This is a genomic window from Paenibacillus sp. XY044 (assembly GCF_002257645.1).
Taxonomy (GTDB): Bacteria; Bacillota; Bacilli; order Paenibacillales; family Paenibacillaceae; genus Paenibacillus_AQ.
Genome location: NZ_NQMO01000007.1, coordinates 95,920 through 114,476 on the forward strand (window position 1 = coordinate 95,920; position 18,557 = coordinate 114,476).

The window sequence follows — 18,557 nt, forward strand, 5'->3', positions numbered from 1 at the left end:
TCCTCTATATTTAGAGACTTTCCTTGTACATGTTCCAATAGCTGATTTCAATTTATACGCTCACTTTCATCCATCCGGCTGATGCATCACTTTAGACAGCCTTCAGCGCAGCCTAATCACCCCCTCATTGGAGTTACGTCCTGCCTGATTCATGTGGCTATTCTTTGACGGAGCCAATAAGAACACCCTTTACAAAATACTTTTGCAGGAAAGGGTACACGAGAAGAATCGGTACTGTTGCGAGTATGATCGAAGCTGCCTGAATCGCCTGTGGCGAACTGTTCATAGCTTTGTCAGCCATGTTGCCCGATTGCAAAAACGTATCGCTGGACGTAACGAACAGCTCTTTCAAGTACAACTGGAGCGGTTTGTTCTCAGGTGAGTTAATGTAGATCAGTGAAGCGAAATAATCGTTCCAGAAGGCGACGGCGTAGAACAGGGCAATGGTCGCGAGCACTGGCAGTGAGAGCGGCAGCGTAATTTTCCACAGAATGGATAGATTGCTGGCTCCGTCCAGCTTCGCAGATTCCTCCAGGCTGTCCGGAAGACCTTCAAAGTAATTTTTAATAATAAGCATGTTGTATACGCTGATCATGCCCGGCAGGAACAGTACCGGCAGCTTGTCGATTAGGTGCAAGTTCTGCATCAGCAGGTAGGTGGGGATTAGTCCGCCTGAAAACAACATCGTGAAAATATACATCAGAATGAAAAATTTCCTTCCGCGAAGCCGCTTCTTGGATAGCGGATATGCAGCCAATGTTGTCATAGCCAGCGCCAGCAGCGTACCCAGCACCGTCACGGTAACCGAAACGCGCAGGGAGCCAAGAAAGCTGCTCTGCGTCAGCACATAACGGTATGTGCCAAACTGAATGTCCACCGGCAGTAGCCCTACCATCCCTGATACAACGGCGGCTTCACTGCTAAGTGACTTGGCGATCAGGTTCAAAAACGGCACAACGGTAGTCACCGCAAGAAGTACGAAAAAAGTGATGTTAAGCACATGAAAGATGCGCTCGGACAGCGATAACCGAATGCCTCGCCGGCGGGTTGGAACGGGTTGCGGCTCAGGCTTGACGGAAACGGATTTCATAACAGGATGGTCAGCCCCTTTCTACCAAATGCCGCGCTGCAAAAATTTTCGACTCAGGAAGTTACCGGTTATGATAAGAATAAAAGCGATCACCGATTCGAACAGCCCGACTGCCGTAGAGAAGCTGTAATCCTGCTCGCCCAGCCCGATCCGGTACACATAGGTGCCGATAATGTCGGCGACGTTGTAGACGCTGGGGTTATACATGACGAGCACCTGCTCCGTTCCGGCCTCTAGCACGGAACCGAGCCGCAAAATGAACATAAGCAGAATGATCGGAACCAGACCGGGCAGCGTAATATGCAGCGTCATTTTCCATTTGCCGGCACCATCCATCTTCGCCGCCTCATACAGCTGGGGATCGATGCTTGTCAGCGCTGCCAAATAGACGATTGTGCTCCATCCCGTTTCCTTCCAGCCTGCTGATGCAACAATTACGGAGCGAAATACGCTGCTGTCCAGCAAAAATTTAATAGGCTGCCCGCCAAGCGCCGTGATCCATTGGTTGACCATCCCGCCATTGACGGAGAGCAGGTCGATGAACAATCCGCTCACAATGACCCAAGACAAAAAATGTGGAAGGTAGATGAATGTCTGAATGGAACGCTTGAAAATCATATTTCTGATCTCGTTCAGCAGGATGGCGATGATGATCGGCAGAGGGAACAGAAACACGATTTTGTACACCGAAATGATCAGGGTATTGCGGAACACCTGCAGAAAGCTTTCGGAAACGAACAGCTTCTCGAAATGATGTAATCCGACCCACTGGCTTGCTGCCATGCCTTCAAAAATATTGAAGTCCTTGAACGCAATGATGATGCCGTACATCGGCGTGTACTTGAACAGTAGCAAAAATGCGATTCCCGGCAGTAAGGCCAGATAGAGATCCCAATCTTTGCGGATGTCGGTGGCAGCCTTCTTGAATTTGCCGGTCTTGTCCTTCGGTTCGGGGGATGCCCGTAAGACCATAGAGACCCACCTCCTTCTTATTCCTCTTCGCCCGCGAAGGGAGAATTTGATATTAGTGTAAGCGCATCACTCATCGGTCGGTAGATGAAAGCGATTACTTTTTTCGGTAATCTCATGTTCATTCCCGTTTATTTGATCTCACTAGGCGTCACTCCCCAATACTTGCGAAACACCTTGGTAAAGTAGCTCACATCACGGTACCCTACGGTTCGCGCGGCATCGTACACCCGGGCGCCTTTTTGCAGCGTGGCTTTCGCCAGTTCCATTCTCCGTTCCACGACATAGGCAGAGAACGCCTTCCCTGTCTCCTGCTTGAACAACCTGCTTAAATAGGAAGAGTTGACATACATCCGGCTCGCTACCGTATGCAGCGTAATTTCCCGATCGATCTCGGCCTCGACCATGTTCAGAATCCGCTTGACCGTTTGGTGACTGACGGCTTTCCGCTGCCGCTCCACCTGGGCTACGATTCCTTCGACCGTACGGAAGATCCAGCCGCGGACCTGCTCTTTCGTCGACAGCAAGCGCAAGTTCTGAAACAGAGCATAGTCGTCCCCTGTGACTTCCTTGACGCTCCATCCCATTTTTTGCATCATACGGATCAGCAAGCCGCTCCAATAGAGCACATATTCGCGCGCCTCCTCCAGCGACTCCGCTTGGCCGAGATTTGTATCCCACATTTCGTCCACGATTGCTCGGGCTTTTCTTTCATCACCCGTTTCCAGTGCAATTTCAAGCTTCTTCTCCAGATGCGGGTGCACCTCCAGCTCAGGACATGCCGCCCCCTGCTCTTCCCGGTAGGGTATCGCAATCCCCGCCCCGTACAGCATCCGGCTCTGAAGCGCCTTCACCGCTTGCAAATACAGCTTGCTGACATCCTCCCGACCGCCGGTGGACCCGCTGATTCCTCCGTTAACAGGTACTTTCAGCACTTCCTTCAGCCTTGAGAGGAGGCGATCGACAATTGTGTTGACAGTGAGCAGTTCCCGGTTCTTATCTTCTCCGGCAAGTGCATGGAAGAGGATGACTGTGCGTTCATTCGTATCCATAACAATCCACGCAGGGACGGGATATAGGAGTTCAGTTGCGAGCCGGTTCAGGGAGAACATCAGCTTTCTCCGATCCCTATCACCGGGTGCAGCTTCCGTTGGCGCCGGGTCGTCGAGATCCAGAACGACAAGGGTGTACTGCCAATCGTTACCCAATTCGATTCCCAGATCATGACTGATCTCCAGTACTTGCTGCGGGTCGTATTTACCGCTCATCCAATGCTGCATGAATCTCTCTCTCAGATAAGGCAAATGCTGCTGCCATCGCTCCTCCAGCTTTATCTGATGATTAAGCCGCTCTAGTTCGACCCGTAGCTGGTCTGCGGCTTCCAGAACCGCATTTACGATTTCGTCCTCCCCTGCAGGCTTGAGCAAATATTTAACAACCCCATGTTCCAGAGCGATCTGCGCATATTCGAAATTATCATGACCGCTTAAAATAATAAGCTTAACCATGGCATCCTTGTGTTGGATTTCCCGAATCAGTGAAATGCCGTCCATTTCGGGCATTTGAATGTCCATGAGAACAATGTCCGGCTTCTGGTGTTCGAACAGCTCAAGGGCGCGCAGCCCGTTCTCAGCCAGACCCACCACTTCTATTCCATGCTCTTCCCATGGAATATTGTAAGCGAGGCTGCTCCGCAGCCGGTCTTCGTCTTCCGCGATCAATAAGTTCAATGGGTATCCACTCCTTGTTGTGCAGTTGTTATCGTCGTGTTCGGCTTGTATTCATCCTGACACCGATCGAGCGGCAGCAAGAGAGCAGCTGTAGTCCCGGAGCCTTGCCTGCTCTCAATCGTCATCTCTGCCCCGGAGCCATACCAGATGCGGATACGTGAGTGCACATTCCGCAATCCATACAGGTCCTTCGCTCCATGCTCCAGATAAGAGAAAGGACCGGATTCAGATGCAGATAGCCGCTCCAGTTCGCTACGGATATAACAGAGCCTTTCCGCCGGGATTCCTTTGCCGTTGTCGCGGATCTCAAGGACGAGATGATCACCTTGGAGGAAGCTTGCAACGATAAGTTCCCCTTCATGGCAAGCTTCCAGTCCATGTACAATCGCATTCTCCACCAGCGGCTGCAGCACCAGCTTCAATAACGGAATGTGGCGCGTCTCCTCCTGCAGCTCATAGCGGACCGTGAACGAATCCATAAAACGAATCTGCTGAACCCGGATATAGTAATGAAGGTGGGTAATGGTCTCCTCGACGGTGAACGTTTCCTTTCCTTTGCCGAGACTGAGTCTGAAAAAGCTGGAGAGGTTGAGAACCATCTCCGTAATTTCGTCGGCATCGTAGTTTTTGGCAGTCCAATAGATGGAATCCAGCGTGTTATATAGAAAATGCGGATTAATCTGCGATTGCAGAAATTTCAGCTCTGTATGAGCGAACCTAAGCTTCTGCTCATAATAGTTCTTGATCAAATCCTGCTGCTCCTCGACCATCCGATTAAAGGAATGCGTCAAATATCCGAGTTCATCCACTCGGTCCTCCTCCAGCCGTATGCTGAAATTGCCGCTTCCGACCGATTTCATCCCTCTCATCAGCCGCTGAATCGGCGAGGCGATTCCGCTGTAAACTCCCCACGAAATCAGAATCGCTAGCACCACGCTCACAGCGATAATGATGTACGTAAAGAGCCTCGTCACGTTCGTTTCCTTGTAGAGCTCTGCCTTTGGCTGAACGAGCACAAGCGACCATTGGGAGTAACGGGAAGTGACCCGAACCATGAATTCCCCAGGCTGGGCAGTGGATATACTCATAAGTTCCTTGTCTTGGTCCCCGGTGGTGGTTACTAGCTTGCCTTCATCGGTGTACAGATCGATCCGGGCGCTGGACGAAGGGAGTAGCGATCGGATCAAATCGAGCAGTCGAGCCTTGTTCAAGCTGATCAAAAGCAGATTGGGTGCGCGATCCGAATTGTTCAGGTCCATGGTCCGCACGAGCGATACACTGTCTGTTCCTGCTACGGAACCGAGCGTCTGTCCTTCGGGGAAGGGATAATCCGGTGTCATGTAGACGATTCCGGTCCCTTTGGTCTCTGCGATCTCGTTAAGCTCCTGACGCTGCTGCGTACTCTCGATTCGCTTTCCTCCCTGGGTTGTCGACAGCAGCATATGCGAAGGGGCATGGAATAGAGAAACATGAGATATCAGATGATTGACTGAAGTCAGCCCGGACAGCTGTTTCAACAGATCGGCAAAATTGACGTACGACTGGGCATTAAGCTTCGGTCCAACGTCATCGATCAGCTTTAGCATACGGTCGTCTGTGGACACTAAGGTGGAGAGCTCCTCCACACTTTGCAGCGATAGATCGATATAATCCATCGATGAAGTCAGCGCGCCTCTTGTCCGTTCCTCCGCCTCCTTGAGCAGAATAGCCTGAGACCGGAAATTGACATATAGACTTACAATGACGAGCGGCAGTAATAGCAGCAGGAAATAAATCGTCAGGCGCATTTGAATTTTCCGTGTATAATGACGGTACAACCAAACCAATAAGCATTCACCTCGCTTTCATCCTCGTGCTCTTGAACCCATTCGTTGACCCCGGACATCATATTTATCCCATCCCCTCCTTCTTATCCGGCGGATCGATCGGCAACCCTATTGCAGTTTCCGGCGGCGCAAACATAAATGGATTCCGCTCGCTGTCATCGTTACATGAGCCGCCTAACATCTTCGTTTCCACGTAAATGTTCTCCTTTATGATGGAGGTCTTTCGGCAGCATACACATAGCTGACCCATGCATTATGCCGGCTTGAGCGCTGATTGCCCAGGTCCATTGACCCTAAAGATACCCTCTTGTCCATGGGAGGCGCTGCGAGTACGAAAGTTTCCTACGATCGCCGATGCCCCAAATTTCCAGAATATTTGTGCAAGGTAGAAATTCGGGGAGCGTACAGCTCTTAGGGGATCGCTACTGCTTCTCTCGAAATGCTTCGTCATCCTCCGCTGCTGGAAAAAAAGAACCGCAGACCATCCCATTACGGATGTTCTGCGGTTTATTTGTCTCTATGCTTCCAGTGGATCATCGAACGGAAAGCCCCTTAATGTTCTTGTCGTCTTACAACTTGACCAATCATCCCATCTTTTCCTAGATAATTTCTTTAAAGCAAGTCACAAAAAACCAACCTGAGTAGAGATCGGAGGAACCTCACCTTCATCCTCCTCGAGCAACATTTTAAGCTCGTGATAGAGTAAGCCAACATTCCCGCCGTTACTTGTGGTACGGTTCACCGTGTACGATCTTTAAGTATCCTGCCCCCTTAGTTCAATAAATACACCAGCCGGTTACATACCGGCTGGTGTGTGTTGTTTTGAGCTATCGTTTCCCATTAGCGTAGCCTACAAATTACATTGAAGTGATTCCTAAAGCTAAAAAAAGTAAAGCTAAGAGTCCAACCCCCCAAAGGATTTCAAGTATTGAAATGATAGAAAAAAGCATCCGACTCCCGAGGCTAATAACACCAATTATGCCAATTATAATTCCAATTAATCCTGTACCAATCCAATACACATCGCCCCATGGATACGAGAATTTATATAATTGGTCGGATAGGTAGATACATGAGAAAATGAACTGATTCAACAAAGTAAAAATTACCAGTACTGATAAGGACTTCATAGTCCACTTTGTCATAATTATCCTCGCCCTGTTCTTAACTGTGAATAACCTTCCAGTTCCATTATACGCTCAATGGGCTGGATATGACTATTAGCTGCCGATCAGCGCCAGCATCTGTTTCAAGTGTTAATTTAACTATCCCGGCGGACGAGTTTGCCGTCAGCGCGCCTTCGTAAGTTTCGTGCCGCGAACCGATGCCGCAGCGTATACGACAAGCGCTGTCCAGATAAGCGCGAAACCGATGAGAAGAACCGGCGAGACCGATTCTTTGAACACGAATACGCTCAGTAACAGCATGATCGTAGGCCCAATGTATTGTACGAAGCCGAGCGTGGTTAGCGCCATCCGGGCCGCCGCTCGTGCAAAGAAAAGCAGCGGTAGCGCTGTTACCACGCCGGAAAGAAGCAGTTCGACGAATGTGGACACAGGTAGCGTCCATGCCGTCGTCTTTCCCACGGCGGCCAAATAGATCCAGTAGCCGAGCGCAACGGGCAGTACTACGGCCGTCTCCGACAGCAAGCCTACAGAAGCGTCTTGTCCGATCTTCTTCTTCGCGAGGCCGTACAAGCCAAACGTCGCGGCCAGTGAGATTGCGATCCATGGGAACCGTCCGTAGTCGATGGCGATGATGAGCACCGCGGCGCCAGCGATGGCAATCGCGATCCATTGGCCACGGTTTGGCTTCTCACGAAGGAAGACAACCGCAAGCAGCACGTTCAGCAACGGGTTCAAATAATAGCCGAGACTTGTCTCGACGACATGGTCGTTGTTGACTGCCCAGATGAAGATGAGCCAATTCGCAGCGATCAGCAGTCCGCTAGCGGTGAGCGACAGCAGGAGCGAGCGGCTAGCCGCAATCCGCTTCATGTCACCCCAGCGACGCTGGACTGCGACGAAAATACCCATAAAGACGAACGACCAGACAACCCGATGCGACAGAATCTCGCCTGCCGGCACATCGTTAAACAACTTCCAATAAAGCGGGAGAACCCCCCACATGATATACGCGATAATAGCATTGACCAACCCGTTGTTCATAATCAATTTCCCTCTTTCCACTCCGATGTCTTAACGGATTATACGCCTCGGTCATCGTTTAAGTAAAGAGATTAATATTTTGGCCCAAAATATTCGAATGACTCGTTAAAACAAAAAAAGACCGTCCAGTCAGGACGGCCTAGAAGAAGTCATGGGAAAAGGTTTCCCGTTAGCTGAGAAATATTGAGACTGCTATTCTACCTAAGAAAGCAGCTTTAAAACATATTCTTCGACTTCCTCAGCACGTGCATTGGAAAAACCCTTGTCTTCACCACAAATCTTAAACCCGCATTTTTCCAATACCCGAATAGAAGCTGTATTATCTTTCACTGCACGAGCAAATAAGGGACGAACGTTTACATAGTCAAGAAGTTGAGAAAGTGATCTAGTTGCAATACCTCTTCCCCAATACTCTCGTCCGATCCAGTAGCTGACTTCTGGTTCACCGAACTGTTCAAAACTCGAAACATGCCCCGCCACTTGATCGTTAAAGAGTACGGTCTTTTTTATAATCCGATCGTCGTCTAATATCTTTTGCCAGTGAGACATAAAGGCAATCTTGTCCGTTGGATCTTTGGCAGTAAAGGCTGCCATATAGTTAGAAGTTTTGTCCAATTGATGCTCAAAAAATATCGGCAAGTCATCTTTATTCACGTCTCGCAATATCACTTCGCTATTCATATTTTCACCTCACTAAATAGTGTTTTCCGATTCCTGATTTTTAATAAATTCAAGATAAACGCTCATCTATCCTGCCCGTTAGCTTAATTAACCCGAAAAAGTAGTAACGTTTTAAGCGCCAACCTCTTAATTGATAACAATTACGGCCAACCATATATATTCTTGTCTTTTTCAGCCAACGAAATATGTTCTTGTCGTCGGGTATTGACACGACAGGCTTTCACATCGTCTCTTTTCTGCGATCTGACGACCAAATCAAGTTACATTCAGGATAATGTCCTTTAGTTCAATCAGAGTCTTGATTCGATAGCTGGCCTGTGAGAAGTCATGTGTTTTGGTGAAGTCGTTATGGACAATAGCACAGTCGATACCAGCCGCCACGGCTGAGTTCAACCCTCTGTTTGAATCCTCTACAACCAGGGTCTCTTCTTTGGTAGCTCCGAAGCGCTTTAGGCCGGTCATGTATGGTTCCGGGTGCGGCTTGGTGTGCTCGTAGTCTTCGCGAACAAGGACGAATTCCATGAATTGTATAATTTGGCGCTTTTCATGAATAAGTTGAAAATCCGCACGTTTTGCAGTCGTCACGATGGCCATGCGGACGTACTTTGACAGTTCGGCTAGAGTTTTAACTACACCTTCAATCTCTATGGCCTCTGTTCTTAGATATTCCTGATAATAGACGTTGCGGACCTCACGCTGCTTGCTGATGGTCTGTTCATCAATACCTGCCGCCCTAGCTTGGGACCAAGTGCCCAATGACTGGGTCATGTCACGGAGGTACTGATCTTTATCCAAGGTAAATCCAATGTCAGCCAGAGCGCGTTCTCCCGCTTTGTAATACCAGAATTCAGTATCAACTAGAACACCATCATGATCGAAGAGTATGTACTTTTTCATTGTTTCGTTCTCCTTTGGCATTTTCCACACTCTCATAAGTGTATTCCTCCTAAAGTGTGCAAAACTACTAGTGAGTATATCAAAGTGCTGAGCGATCCTCGTTGATTAGATTATTATAAGATTTGCACCTGGAGCTATCGCTTTTTACCCACCTCAATATTACTATAAATTGTAAATAACTTGCCCATTAACAACAACCACATCTTTAACGTAATCTGCCCGTTAGCTTGATAACGCTGAATATCCTAACTCGTCATCTTCTGTATAGAGAAGACGACGAACGAACTGAAGGAGCCGCACGGATCTCTTAAGTATTTTAAGATGGCATTTGGAAATAATTATTATTGAAAGGTGGAGATAAACATGTTTAGGAAATTAGTTTTTACAACCTTATCAGTAGCACTAATATCAGGAGCAGCGCTAACTGCAAATTTATTAGCCGTGCCTAGTAGTGATATTCCCTCAAGTTCAAAAATAAGTGTTCCAGAAGAGTCATTAGCTAATAGTACTGATACCAAAAACTTAAGTGTCACAGAAGAGTCATCAGTTAACAATACAGATTCAAATAGCATAGAATCGGAATCTAATCTCAACGGATTAGGAGAAATTTATACAAAACACGGCGTTTTTGTACGAGTAGAAAAACAAACATTTTTTGATGAGACGGAGATAGCTCGAGAAAAATATCAAATTGGTGATAAAACAAAGCAGTTAATACTTAACTACGGAATCTTTTTAAGATCTGATATACATTGAGTTTCATGAAAAAGGAGCCGTTGTCGAGAGACAACGGCTCCTTTCCATTCCTGTGTCTAAGAGCCGTGTATGTAACTATACTATCTTTTTTACGTTATATAAAACGAGGAGGCATATCTATGAAATTAAATATCATTAAAATTACCGCTGCTTTGGTTTTTGCGGCAAGTTCTATAGTAATACCCAACGTATCCCTGGCTACATCAAACAATTTGACCACTGAGTTTACCGAACACAGCACATCAGTTCTACAAATTAACACAAACAAAAGTGTAGTTGAGGGTACCACTATGGCCCAGTTACTGGATATCCGCCAGGGGAAACTATCGAAGGTGCTGAGCCCAAACCAAAAAATCCTGGATATGCACGTAATGAATAACCCAACGAAAGTCGTTATTTTGACAGCAGGTTCCCACAAACGAATTGAAAAACATGTTTACAATGAGGATGGAGACGAGATCAGCAAATCTGAATATAAAATAACGGTTCCAGAGCAGGGTAAGGTAGAGTGGGTAGCACCGGCTAAAGGTGTAAATGAGCGCATTATGGTTCAAAATGGGGATCTATTTACACTCTGTACATCTTCCGGTAATCCTGTCGTAAAATACAATGCTCAACTAAAGGATAGTACCTATGAACATGTGAACATAGTCGATTGGGATTTTTCAGCTTACCCATACATTGCAATAAAGTACGCTGGACAGCGAACGATGGCTGAGGATTATTTTATCCGTATCGTAAATCTTTATAGTAAAACCTCTATTAAGGTACCAGGATTAAATATTGATAAGCAGCTTCGTATCGATAAGCAAGGACTACTGAATATATGGAACTCCTACACTTACGAAGAGATTACACCTGCCAACGTTGCACATCCAGATCCTACGCAGAAGCAAAAGTTCCATGTTTTATATAGTATGAGTACAGGAAAAGCACTAACAGAACACCAGCTTCTCTTCAAGCAGGCTTCTGGTCAGGAGGCCAGCGGCTGGAATACGCAGATCGTAGGAGATACTGTATTTGTTCAAGACCTGAGCACTGGGCTGTGGAGTTTGTATCCTACTGGGAAATCGGAGTCTATAGCTTCAGAGCAGACAGGACTTGAGGAGAATCCGACGTTTGTTGGTTATAACCCCCATTCCAAAGCGGCATACTTCTTGGAAACAGTAAATAGTTCCAGTCCCCCAACCATAAAAAAAGTTACTCTAAAATAAAAAGAAGCCAGAAAATCAGACCTTCTCTAAGAAGATGATCTGATAAGCCACAGCGCAACTCATTATTCATTCAGGTAAAGCCGTTGTCGCTTACGGCGCGGACGGATCATTTAATTATTCCGTTCAGGAAAACGGAGTTGCCTGCACAGACGCCATTCTGGGCGATCCGATTCCGGGCGTAGACAAGAGATGTTTTGTTAAATCCGGAAATTCCGGATGAGCCTCCGGTGTCACGTTCTTCAACGCAGGTTTTGAAAACCAGCCACTACCTCGGCCAAACCGGGACGTCTTCAAATACCAGAAAATAAAAAGCTTGGTCAAATGACCAAGCTTTTTTGTTCGATTGCTCACAAATTCACATTCAAATGCCGTTCACCAAATCTCGCAAAGGCCCCAGGTCGGCCGTCGCATCGTATGGATAACGATTCAGCACCTGCAGCAGCAGTTTACGCATCGTTCCGTTGTCCGTTCGCTTCAGAAGATCGTCCATCTGCGCAATCAGCTGCTTGTACTCCTGAATATGATCGGGTCCGTACACTTCGAATTCAAAGAAGGAGTTTCCGAATACGGTGGCGCGTTTCACGCCCTGGAATTTGATATATCGTGCCTGCTCCGGATCGAACGTAATGATATCCAGAAGATTGCCCTTAGAGGTGATTACTCCGTCACTGCCGGACACATTAGTCCAATTCGTTTTGTCCGTGGATACGAGCAGCTGGTATTTTTCGGCGTAGGCTCCTTGCCACTTGATGATGACTTTGCCGACGTCTTTTGGCGCGCCCAGATCGACGATAAACCAAGCGTCATCTACGTAAGCGCTCGACCATCTGGAGAGTGGAGACATATCCCCGTCAACCGCCTTTTCGGAAGAGTAATACGGGAATTCGAGTTCAGATGACTCCGTAACCTGATGGAGCGCCAAATTCTCGCCACTGAGCAGTTCGATCGGTTTGTTGTAGATCATGACGCTATCCAACACGCCCTTAAACGCATTCGTTTCGCTTCCGATCCGGAGGGTCGGCAGCACAAGGGTATTTAATTTCGGATATTGTTCCTCCAGCCTTTCCACGTATTCGTCCAAATTAACGAACAGTGTCACGCCTTTTTTGTCGCCCTTCAGCGTGATATGCGTCCACTTGCCTTCCGGAACCGAGTAGTTAAACATACTGTCGTAATGCTCCTTCGTGAAACCAAGCTTGCCGCTGCTGCCTTGCTTCAATTTTAGCGTTCCAGCCGGAGATTCCATTAATATAGCGTTATCGGGGTTGTTTTTGTCGGGTTTGATCCACATCGAAACCGTCCAGCCGAAACCCAAGGCATCGATTGGCGTTTGGATATAGCTTTTCCCGCCATTCAGTCGAACACCATTGCCGTATTTTCCTTCTGTCATATTGACGTTCACGCCCTTGCCGTCAAAGCGGTTGCCGGATTCGTCCTTGAATTTGTCTTCAAAAAGATACGAAATGACTTTGTTTTCATTGTTGCTTACGGTGATTTTATGGGACATGTCGGCGTTTGGCGCATCGGCGATTGCCTTCGCCCGCTGCTCGAATTTCTCATAGGATCGGTCATCCCTCGTTCCGGTCCACATTTTTTCCGAGACCGCTTGAATTCCCGGAAGCAAACGTTCATGCGAATCGTCCATCGACAGGCCGTTGGCTTCGGACACGTCATTCCATAAGCAGAACATGCCGCCTTTGACGCGCGGATGGCCGTAAGGAAGTGTCGTCGTTTCCCACTTAACCGGCTCCCACTCATTGTAGATGAATTGGGAATTCAAATAGTCGCCGTATAGAGTAGGGACAATATACAGGAATACGTTTTGGGTGTTGATGACGTCATAGCCGAGATCCACTGCCTGCTGCGGAGAACCATAAGGTTCATGCCATATGTTCATGGTAGCGTCGGTACTGATCGGTGTCGTGCCGTTATGTTGAGTAAGTTCGCCCCACAAATGCGGATGTTTGCCTTTGCTGTTGATATGCTTGATCAGGGAATCCATATATCCGCGGAACACTTCGGTATTTCCGCCGTATTCGTCTGTGCCGATGTTGACGTCCGGACCGATGAACGTCGGATCATTCCCGTCCACATATTCATCCCATAAAGATTTAACGAACTGAACAGTTTCCGGTTTGGTTATATCGAGCCCCCGGTCATTTCCAAGCGCCGGATTGTAGGAAGTGAATGCTCGGGAATGCCCCGGCGTATCGATCTCCGGAATGATGTTTATGCCGTATTCCATGCCCAGCAGCTGCAGATCCTTAAATTCCTGCTTCGTATAATGGCCGTTCGGACTCGCCAGCCCTGGATAGGTGGTGCTTTCGAGACGGAAAGCGGCCGTCGTGCCGTCCGCAAACGGTGTGCCGACGTCATCGTTCAAATGGATTTGGAACGTGTTCATTTTGTACCAGGACAACAATTTCACGTAATTTCGGAGAAAATCGATCGTATAAAACTTGCGCGCGACATCGATCATCAATCCGCGCTCCGCGTATTTCGGATAATCCATGGCTTCGCCTTTCGGAATGGTCCGGTCCGGATGCTGCTTGATTATTTGCAGAGCGGTTCTCGTGCCGTAAAACGCTCCCTTGGCGGACACGGAAGCGATCGAAACGTAATCGCCGACTTTGAACCGGTTGCCTTCTTCGCCGAGCCGTGTCAGGGATTGATCAATGGACAAGTACAAATCGCCAGCCTTCGGTTTGCCGGTCACAATCTTGAGATCAGATCCGGTCAAATCCAGCAAGTCCTGGCGGGTCAGCTCGGCCGCATTCCGCAAAGCGGATTCGTCTTGCGGATTCACGACGATGCGCGATGAGTTTTTCAGCGTAAACTTGCCGGTATCCCCGTACCATTCCTGCAGGGACGGGATGACGTCCGGTTCGGCGTTCCGGTCCGGAGTTTGCTTATGCTGTCCCGGCACCACAACGGGAATGTTCCCTGAAATCAGCTTCCGGTTCGGGTCGTTCTTATCTTCCACTTGTACGATGAGATTGACTTTGGCATCCACCAGCGGCGTACGGATTTGGCCTTCCTGGTCGATGACAGGCTGGCGGTCGCTTCCATATAGGCTGACTTGATAACCCTCGGGCACGTCCACCGCCGACCAGTCGAGTTTCGTTTGTCCAGGCTGGACCTTCAATGCCGCAGAGACATTGTCGATAATCGTTTGCAAATCATGCAATTGGTAGACTTCGAACTCATAAAAAGAATATCCGTACAGCGTGCCTTCGACAGGCGCCCGTTTGACACCCTGGAATTTTACGTACCTTGCCTCGCGCACAGAGAAGTCGATCGTTTCGACACCGCCTTTGCATTTTATAATGCCATCGTTATCCCTGACGTTCTCCCAATTCTCACCGTCGACCGACACGAGGATTTTGTAAGTGTCGGCAGGGGTTTGCCAGCGAATCACGACGCGGTCGATATCCTGCGGCTCGCCAAGATCAACGTAAAACCACTGGTCATCTTCTATTGCGGAAGACCATCTGGTGTTTCCTTTCCCGTCCACAGCAAGCTCAGGATTCAAATAGTCGACTTCGTTGCCGGAAGCGAAAACCGGTTTGTTCAGAGCCAAATTGGTTCCGCTGAACGTGGATGAAGCCGCCATCAGGTTGGCGGCTTCATCCTCCTGGGGCCCGTTTGGGGGCGTGCCGGAATCCTGGCCGTATACGACGGCATCGGTGACGTTTGAAGGCTTTTCGCCATGTTCTCCTCCCACTTGGGGCGGCAGGTCATTTGGCTCGACAGCGGAAACATTCATTATGTCTTGTGCTTCGGGCTTCGCGAGCGCGGCTGTCGGTTGAACGGCAGGCGTCAGCATGACGGCAGCGGCTAGCAGTACTGAAAGGGCTTTCATTTTTGTTTTCTTCATTTGTCCCTCCATGCATGGTTTGGTTTGATGGAAAAGCCATATATCATCTCGTCAAACGAATGAATCCCCCCTTTCACGAAATCCGGCACAAGCCCCACATTGAAATCGCTTTCAAAAAAATTAAAATTCTCATTCCCCATTTCCTTCTTTACTCGCGAACTTGTGCGGCATCCGGGACACGCACTTCCCAAGCCCGGACGCCGCGGATATCCGCCATTTTTACTTCGCAGCGAGTGATTCTGTTCAATATTGGGCTTTCCCACATCGTCTCCCAGATTTCAACAATCAAACGCCCGCTTCTTCCTTCTGATACATCTCTGTCAGCTTTATGCTTCTGCCCTGCTGCAATCGAGATTGTTCGGAAGCGAAGGCCATCAAATGGCTTTGCAAGGAAGCTGTAGCCGATGTAAGGCCTTGAGACAAGCTGCGGTCGAAATTATGTACATTTTGGAGGAAGGAGCTCAGCATGCGCTCATCACCTCCGCCGTGACCGTCTCCCTGCACGCTGCATTTAATTTCAATCTCTTCTCCCGTCGTATAGCGGTACAGCGTAAATGAGCCCTTATCCATGTCGCCAATGATCTCTCCCTGCGTGCCCATAATCTGCACACGGCGAGTCGCGCTCTTGGTTAATCCCGACATAATAAAGCTAGCGTTGGCACCGCTGTCAAATTCCATATTGACGACCTGATGGTCGACAACATTGTTATCGCAGCGATAGACGCAGCGGCCGAACGGTCCTTCCTTGAGCGCCCGGATAATGCCTTCCTGTGATAAATCGTGCGTCATATAGCGCGCCCAATGATCGGCAGGCTGCTCCAAATACATTTTAATCGCTGAAAAGGCACATTCCCTCTCTGCTTCGCAACCATCAATGCAGCGGTCGGCTGCACCCTCCGGCGCGTTCTCGGCTTTAAAATGAAGCAATGAGCCAAAGGAGCTGACCGCTGTGCACGGCTCATCCATCAGCCAGGAAATGAGGTCCAGGTCATGGCAGGATTTGGCCAAAATCATTGGGCTTGTTTCCTCGGAATTGCGCCAATTGCCGCGTACGTAGCTATGAACCATATGGCGATAGCCTACGTTCTCTGTCATCTGAATGGTGCCGATTGCCCCCAGCTCCCCATCCTCGATGCATTTCTTGATGCCCGACCAGAACGGGGAATAACGAAGCACATGCGTGACCGCCAGCAAACGCTTATGCTTAAGGGAAGCTTGCTCCAGTTCTATGCATTCCCGCACATTCGGTGACATCGGTTTCTCCAGAATGACATGATAACCGAGCTCCAGCGCTTTCAATGCCGGTATATAATGCATCCGATCAAGCGTGCAGATGATCATCACGTCGGCTATTTTTCCCTGCTCGAATGCTTTTTCCCATGAATGATAAACATGCTCTTCAGCGATTTGGTGAATCTCTGCAAAATGTTGTCTGCGTTCATCATCCGGCTCGGCAACTGCAACAAACTTCAGCTCATTCGGAAATTTTTCCGCATACGGTCCATAGATGTATCTTCCTCTACTGCCTGCGCCTAATAGTACAGCCGTTAATGCTTTCAATGTTCTTCCCCCTTGAATATACAATGGAATCGATCATGATTTCATTGTAAGGGGTGACTCCGCGCACCAAAAGAGATCATTGATTACATTGCATATACATTTATTGACCTTGCTGCATCGTTTCGGCGCGGGCCGTACGAAAATCCTGAGGTGTCATATCATTTTGCTTCTTAAAGAAGCGGATAAAGGCAAGCGCTGAATTGTAGCCGAGCTTGACGGCAATTTCATTGACCTTCATAGATGTATTGAGCAGCATGTCCTTTGCAATGACATTGCGGTAATCATTTACGTATTTAGACAGTCCAATGCCCGTGATCTGCTTGTAAAGCCTTGATAAATAGGATGGATTCAAGCTGACATAATCACCAAGCGCGGTTAGGGATATATCATCCGCAATATGCTCCTCTATATAGCGATGCACTTTATGGACGACCTCCGCAGGCAGCTCTGTTCCTCTAATCGCATTCCATTCAAAAAAGCAGTCTGTAATTTGCCAATAGTATGGAATGAGCTCCGTCCATGAAGCGGTTTTCTCCTGGCGGAACAGCAAATCCAAATTAATCTGGGTATTTATGTAATCTCGCATCTCTTTATTTTTGTGCAAATGCGCCAGGAATACCGCAGATAGGGAATGGTACAGCTCAACCTTGCGCCCATCCGGGGTATCCTGATTTTTCCAACTGTCTGTCAATTCAACAAACAGTTTATTGAACTGCTCCCGGTGATTATTTTCAAGACAGCTCATCAGCAGCTGTACGCGAGCGTGGAAAATGCCGTCATGATAGCTTTTTGCCTTCTCTTTTTCTTCGGACTTCTGAATATCTTGATCTGTCATGATGATTTCATGGAACAAGCCATGGCCTTGCATAAGACCGTATTTCATCGCATGAAAACGATCCGACAGCCGATTCCATGGGACAGCCTCGCTGCCAATTAAAAAAGATAAGGAGAGGTTCAGCAACCTTTTGCTGGTAGCCTGTATCATCTCCAAATTGCCGCTCACATAGCGGTATGCCCGAGTCCATTCCACCGTACCGGCATCCGCCGCTAGCTCCGAACTGGCTTTGGGCTGAAAGATCCATACTATTTTGTTCATATCAAATACGACTGAGAAGCAGCGCAAATGGGCGGATAAATACTCATCGGCGATATTTTGAAGAGCGTAAGCGAGCAAAGCCTTATCCGGCGCCGTAAACATTTCCTTCCAGGCATCGATACGGCCAATCAGTAAATAGACCGGCAGCGATGCGTCGAGCGGAATGTCAATTTCTCCAAAAGCGTCCCGAAGCTGCTGCTCCGTCATCATCTTGCCTTGAAATAAGCCCCAAATATATTCCTTCTGCAAGGAGGGCAGCGCTTTTCTCATTTTGGACTGGGCCCGCAAGATCATTTGCGCCTGATCCTGTTCCTCTTCAATTTCCTCTATCGCCCGTTCAACGGTATGAATGATCTTCTCGTCGCTCTCTACTTTCAGCAAATAATCAAAAGCCCCAAACGTAAGAGCACTCTTCGCATAGTGAAAATCATTGTACCCTGTCAATAAAATAACTTTGCACTTCGGCCACTGCGATTTTATTTCCTGTAGAAGCTCAATGCCCTCTATGCCAGACATCTTAATATCCGAAATCACAATATCCATCCGGTGATGAGACAGCACCTCCAATGCCTCATCGCCGGAATAGGCCTTCATGATTTCAAGCTCCAAATGCTCCGTCTTCTCGAACAACTCCAGAAGACCGTCAACAATAATCGGCAGATCATCTACGATTAAAAGCCTGTACATGGCGAC

General features: G+C 48.2%; 13 protein-coding genes. 2 read left to right on the forward strand and 11 right to left on the reverse strand.

Annotated elements, in window-relative coordinates:
• Positions 1 to 157: 157 nt before the first annotated feature.
• The 8 genes from CJP46_RS24910 to CJP46_RS24945 all read right to left on the reverse strand — a co-directional run bounded on the left by CJP46_RS24910 (position 158) and on the right by CJP46_RS24945 (position 9,397).
• Positions 158 to 1,090 carry a carbohydrate ABC transporter permease gene (locus CJP46_RS24910; RefSeq protein ID WP_094598345.1) on the reverse strand — a complete coding sequence of 311 codons (933 nt, stop codon included), beginning with the start codon at positions 1,088 to 1,090 and terminating at the stop codon, positions 158 to 160.
• 21 nt (positions 1,091 to 1,111) lie between these two features.
• Positions 1,112 to 2,062, reverse strand: coding sequence for an ABC transporter permease (locus CJP46_RS24915; RefSeq protein WP_094598346.1), 951 nt, complete (start codon positions 2,060 to 2,062; stop codon positions 1,112 to 1,114).
• A gap of 128 nt (positions 2,063 to 2,190) precedes the next feature.
• Complete coding sequence (locus CJP46_RS24920) at positions 2,191 to 3,789, reverse strand: response regulator (protein ID WP_094598347.1); 1,599 nt, start codon at positions 3,787 to 3,789, stop codon at positions 2,191 to 2,193.
• Complete coding sequence (locus tag CJP46_RS24925) at positions 3,786 to 5,615, reverse strand: sensor histidine kinase (protein ID WP_256992514.1); 1,830 nt, start codon at positions 5,613 to 5,615, stop codon at positions 3,786 to 3,788. The genes CJP46_RS24920 and CJP46_RS24925 overlap by 4 nt, the downstream gene beginning before the upstream one ends.
• Positions 5,616 to 5,679: 64 nt before the next feature.
• Complete coding sequence (locus CJP46_RS37220) at positions 5,680 to 5,808, reverse strand: hypothetical protein (RefSeq protein ID WP_256992515.1); 129 nt, start codon at positions 5,806 to 5,808, stop codon at positions 5,680 to 5,682.
• Positions 5,809 to 6,904: 1,096 nt separating this feature from the next.
• Positions 6,905 to 7,783, reverse strand: a complete 879-nt coding sequence (rarD, locus tag CJP46_RS24935; protein ID WP_094598350.1) for an EamA family transporter RarD — start codon at positions 7,781 to 7,783, stop codon at positions 6,905 to 6,907.
• A 201-nt stretch (positions 7,784 to 7,984) separates the two neighbouring features.
• Complete coding sequence (locus CJP46_RS24940) at positions 7,985 to 8,464, reverse strand: GNAT family N-acetyltransferase (RefSeq protein WP_094598351.1); 480 nt, start codon at positions 8,462 to 8,464, stop codon at positions 7,985 to 7,987.
• A gap of 255 nt (positions 8,465 to 8,719) precedes the next feature.
• The gene (locus CJP46_RS24945) at positions 8,720 to 9,397 is read right to left on the reverse strand and encodes an HAD family hydrolase (RefSeq protein WP_256992516.1); all 678 of its coding nucleotides are present in this window, start codon (positions 9,395 to 9,397) and stop codon (positions 8,720 to 8,722) included.
• 327 nt (positions 9,398 to 9,724) lie between these two features.
• Here CJP46_RS24945 and CJP46_RS36275 point away from each other — a divergent pair, with 327 nt between their 5' ends.
• Together CJP46_RS36275 and CJP46_RS24950 are read left to right on the forward strand one after the other, a co-directional pair.
• On the forward strand, positions 9,725 to 10,117 hold the full coding sequence (locus CJP46_RS36275) for a hypothetical protein (RefSeq protein WP_143813027.1): 393 nt from the start codon (positions 9,725 to 9,727) through the stop codon (positions 10,115 to 10,117).
• Positions 10,118 to 10,236: 119 nt separating this feature from the next.
• A complete protein-coding gene (locus CJP46_RS24950) occupies positions 10,237 to 11,331 on the forward strand; it encodes a hypothetical protein (RefSeq protein ID WP_094598352.1) in 1,095 nt (364 codons plus the stop codon).
• A 361-nt stretch (positions 11,332 to 11,692) separates the two neighbouring features.
• On the opposite strand, the gene CJP46_RS24955 is transcribed toward CJP46_RS24950, so the two are convergent.
• The 3 genes from CJP46_RS24955 to CJP46_RS24965 all read right to left on the reverse strand — a co-directional run bounded on the left by CJP46_RS24955 (position 11,693) and on the right by CJP46_RS24965 (position 18,551).
• The gene (locus CJP46_RS24955; protein WP_094598353.1) at positions 11,693 to 15,208 is read right to left on the reverse strand and encodes a discoidin domain-containing protein; all 3,516 of its coding nucleotides are present in this window, start codon (positions 15,206 to 15,208) and stop codon (positions 11,693 to 11,695) included.
• A 285-nt stretch (positions 15,209 to 15,493) separates the two neighbouring features.
• Positions 15,494 to 16,768, reverse strand: a complete 1,275-nt coding sequence (locus CJP46_RS24960) for a Gfo/Idh/MocA family protein (RefSeq protein WP_094598354.1) — start codon at positions 16,766 to 16,768, stop codon at positions 15,494 to 15,496.
• A gap of 100 nt (positions 16,769 to 16,868) precedes the next feature.
• Positions 16,869 to 18,551, reverse strand: coding sequence for a response regulator (locus CJP46_RS24965; RefSeq protein ID WP_094598355.1), 1,683 nt, complete (start codon positions 18,549 to 18,551; stop codon positions 16,869 to 16,871).
• Positions 18,552 to 18,557 lie beyond the last annotated feature (6 nt).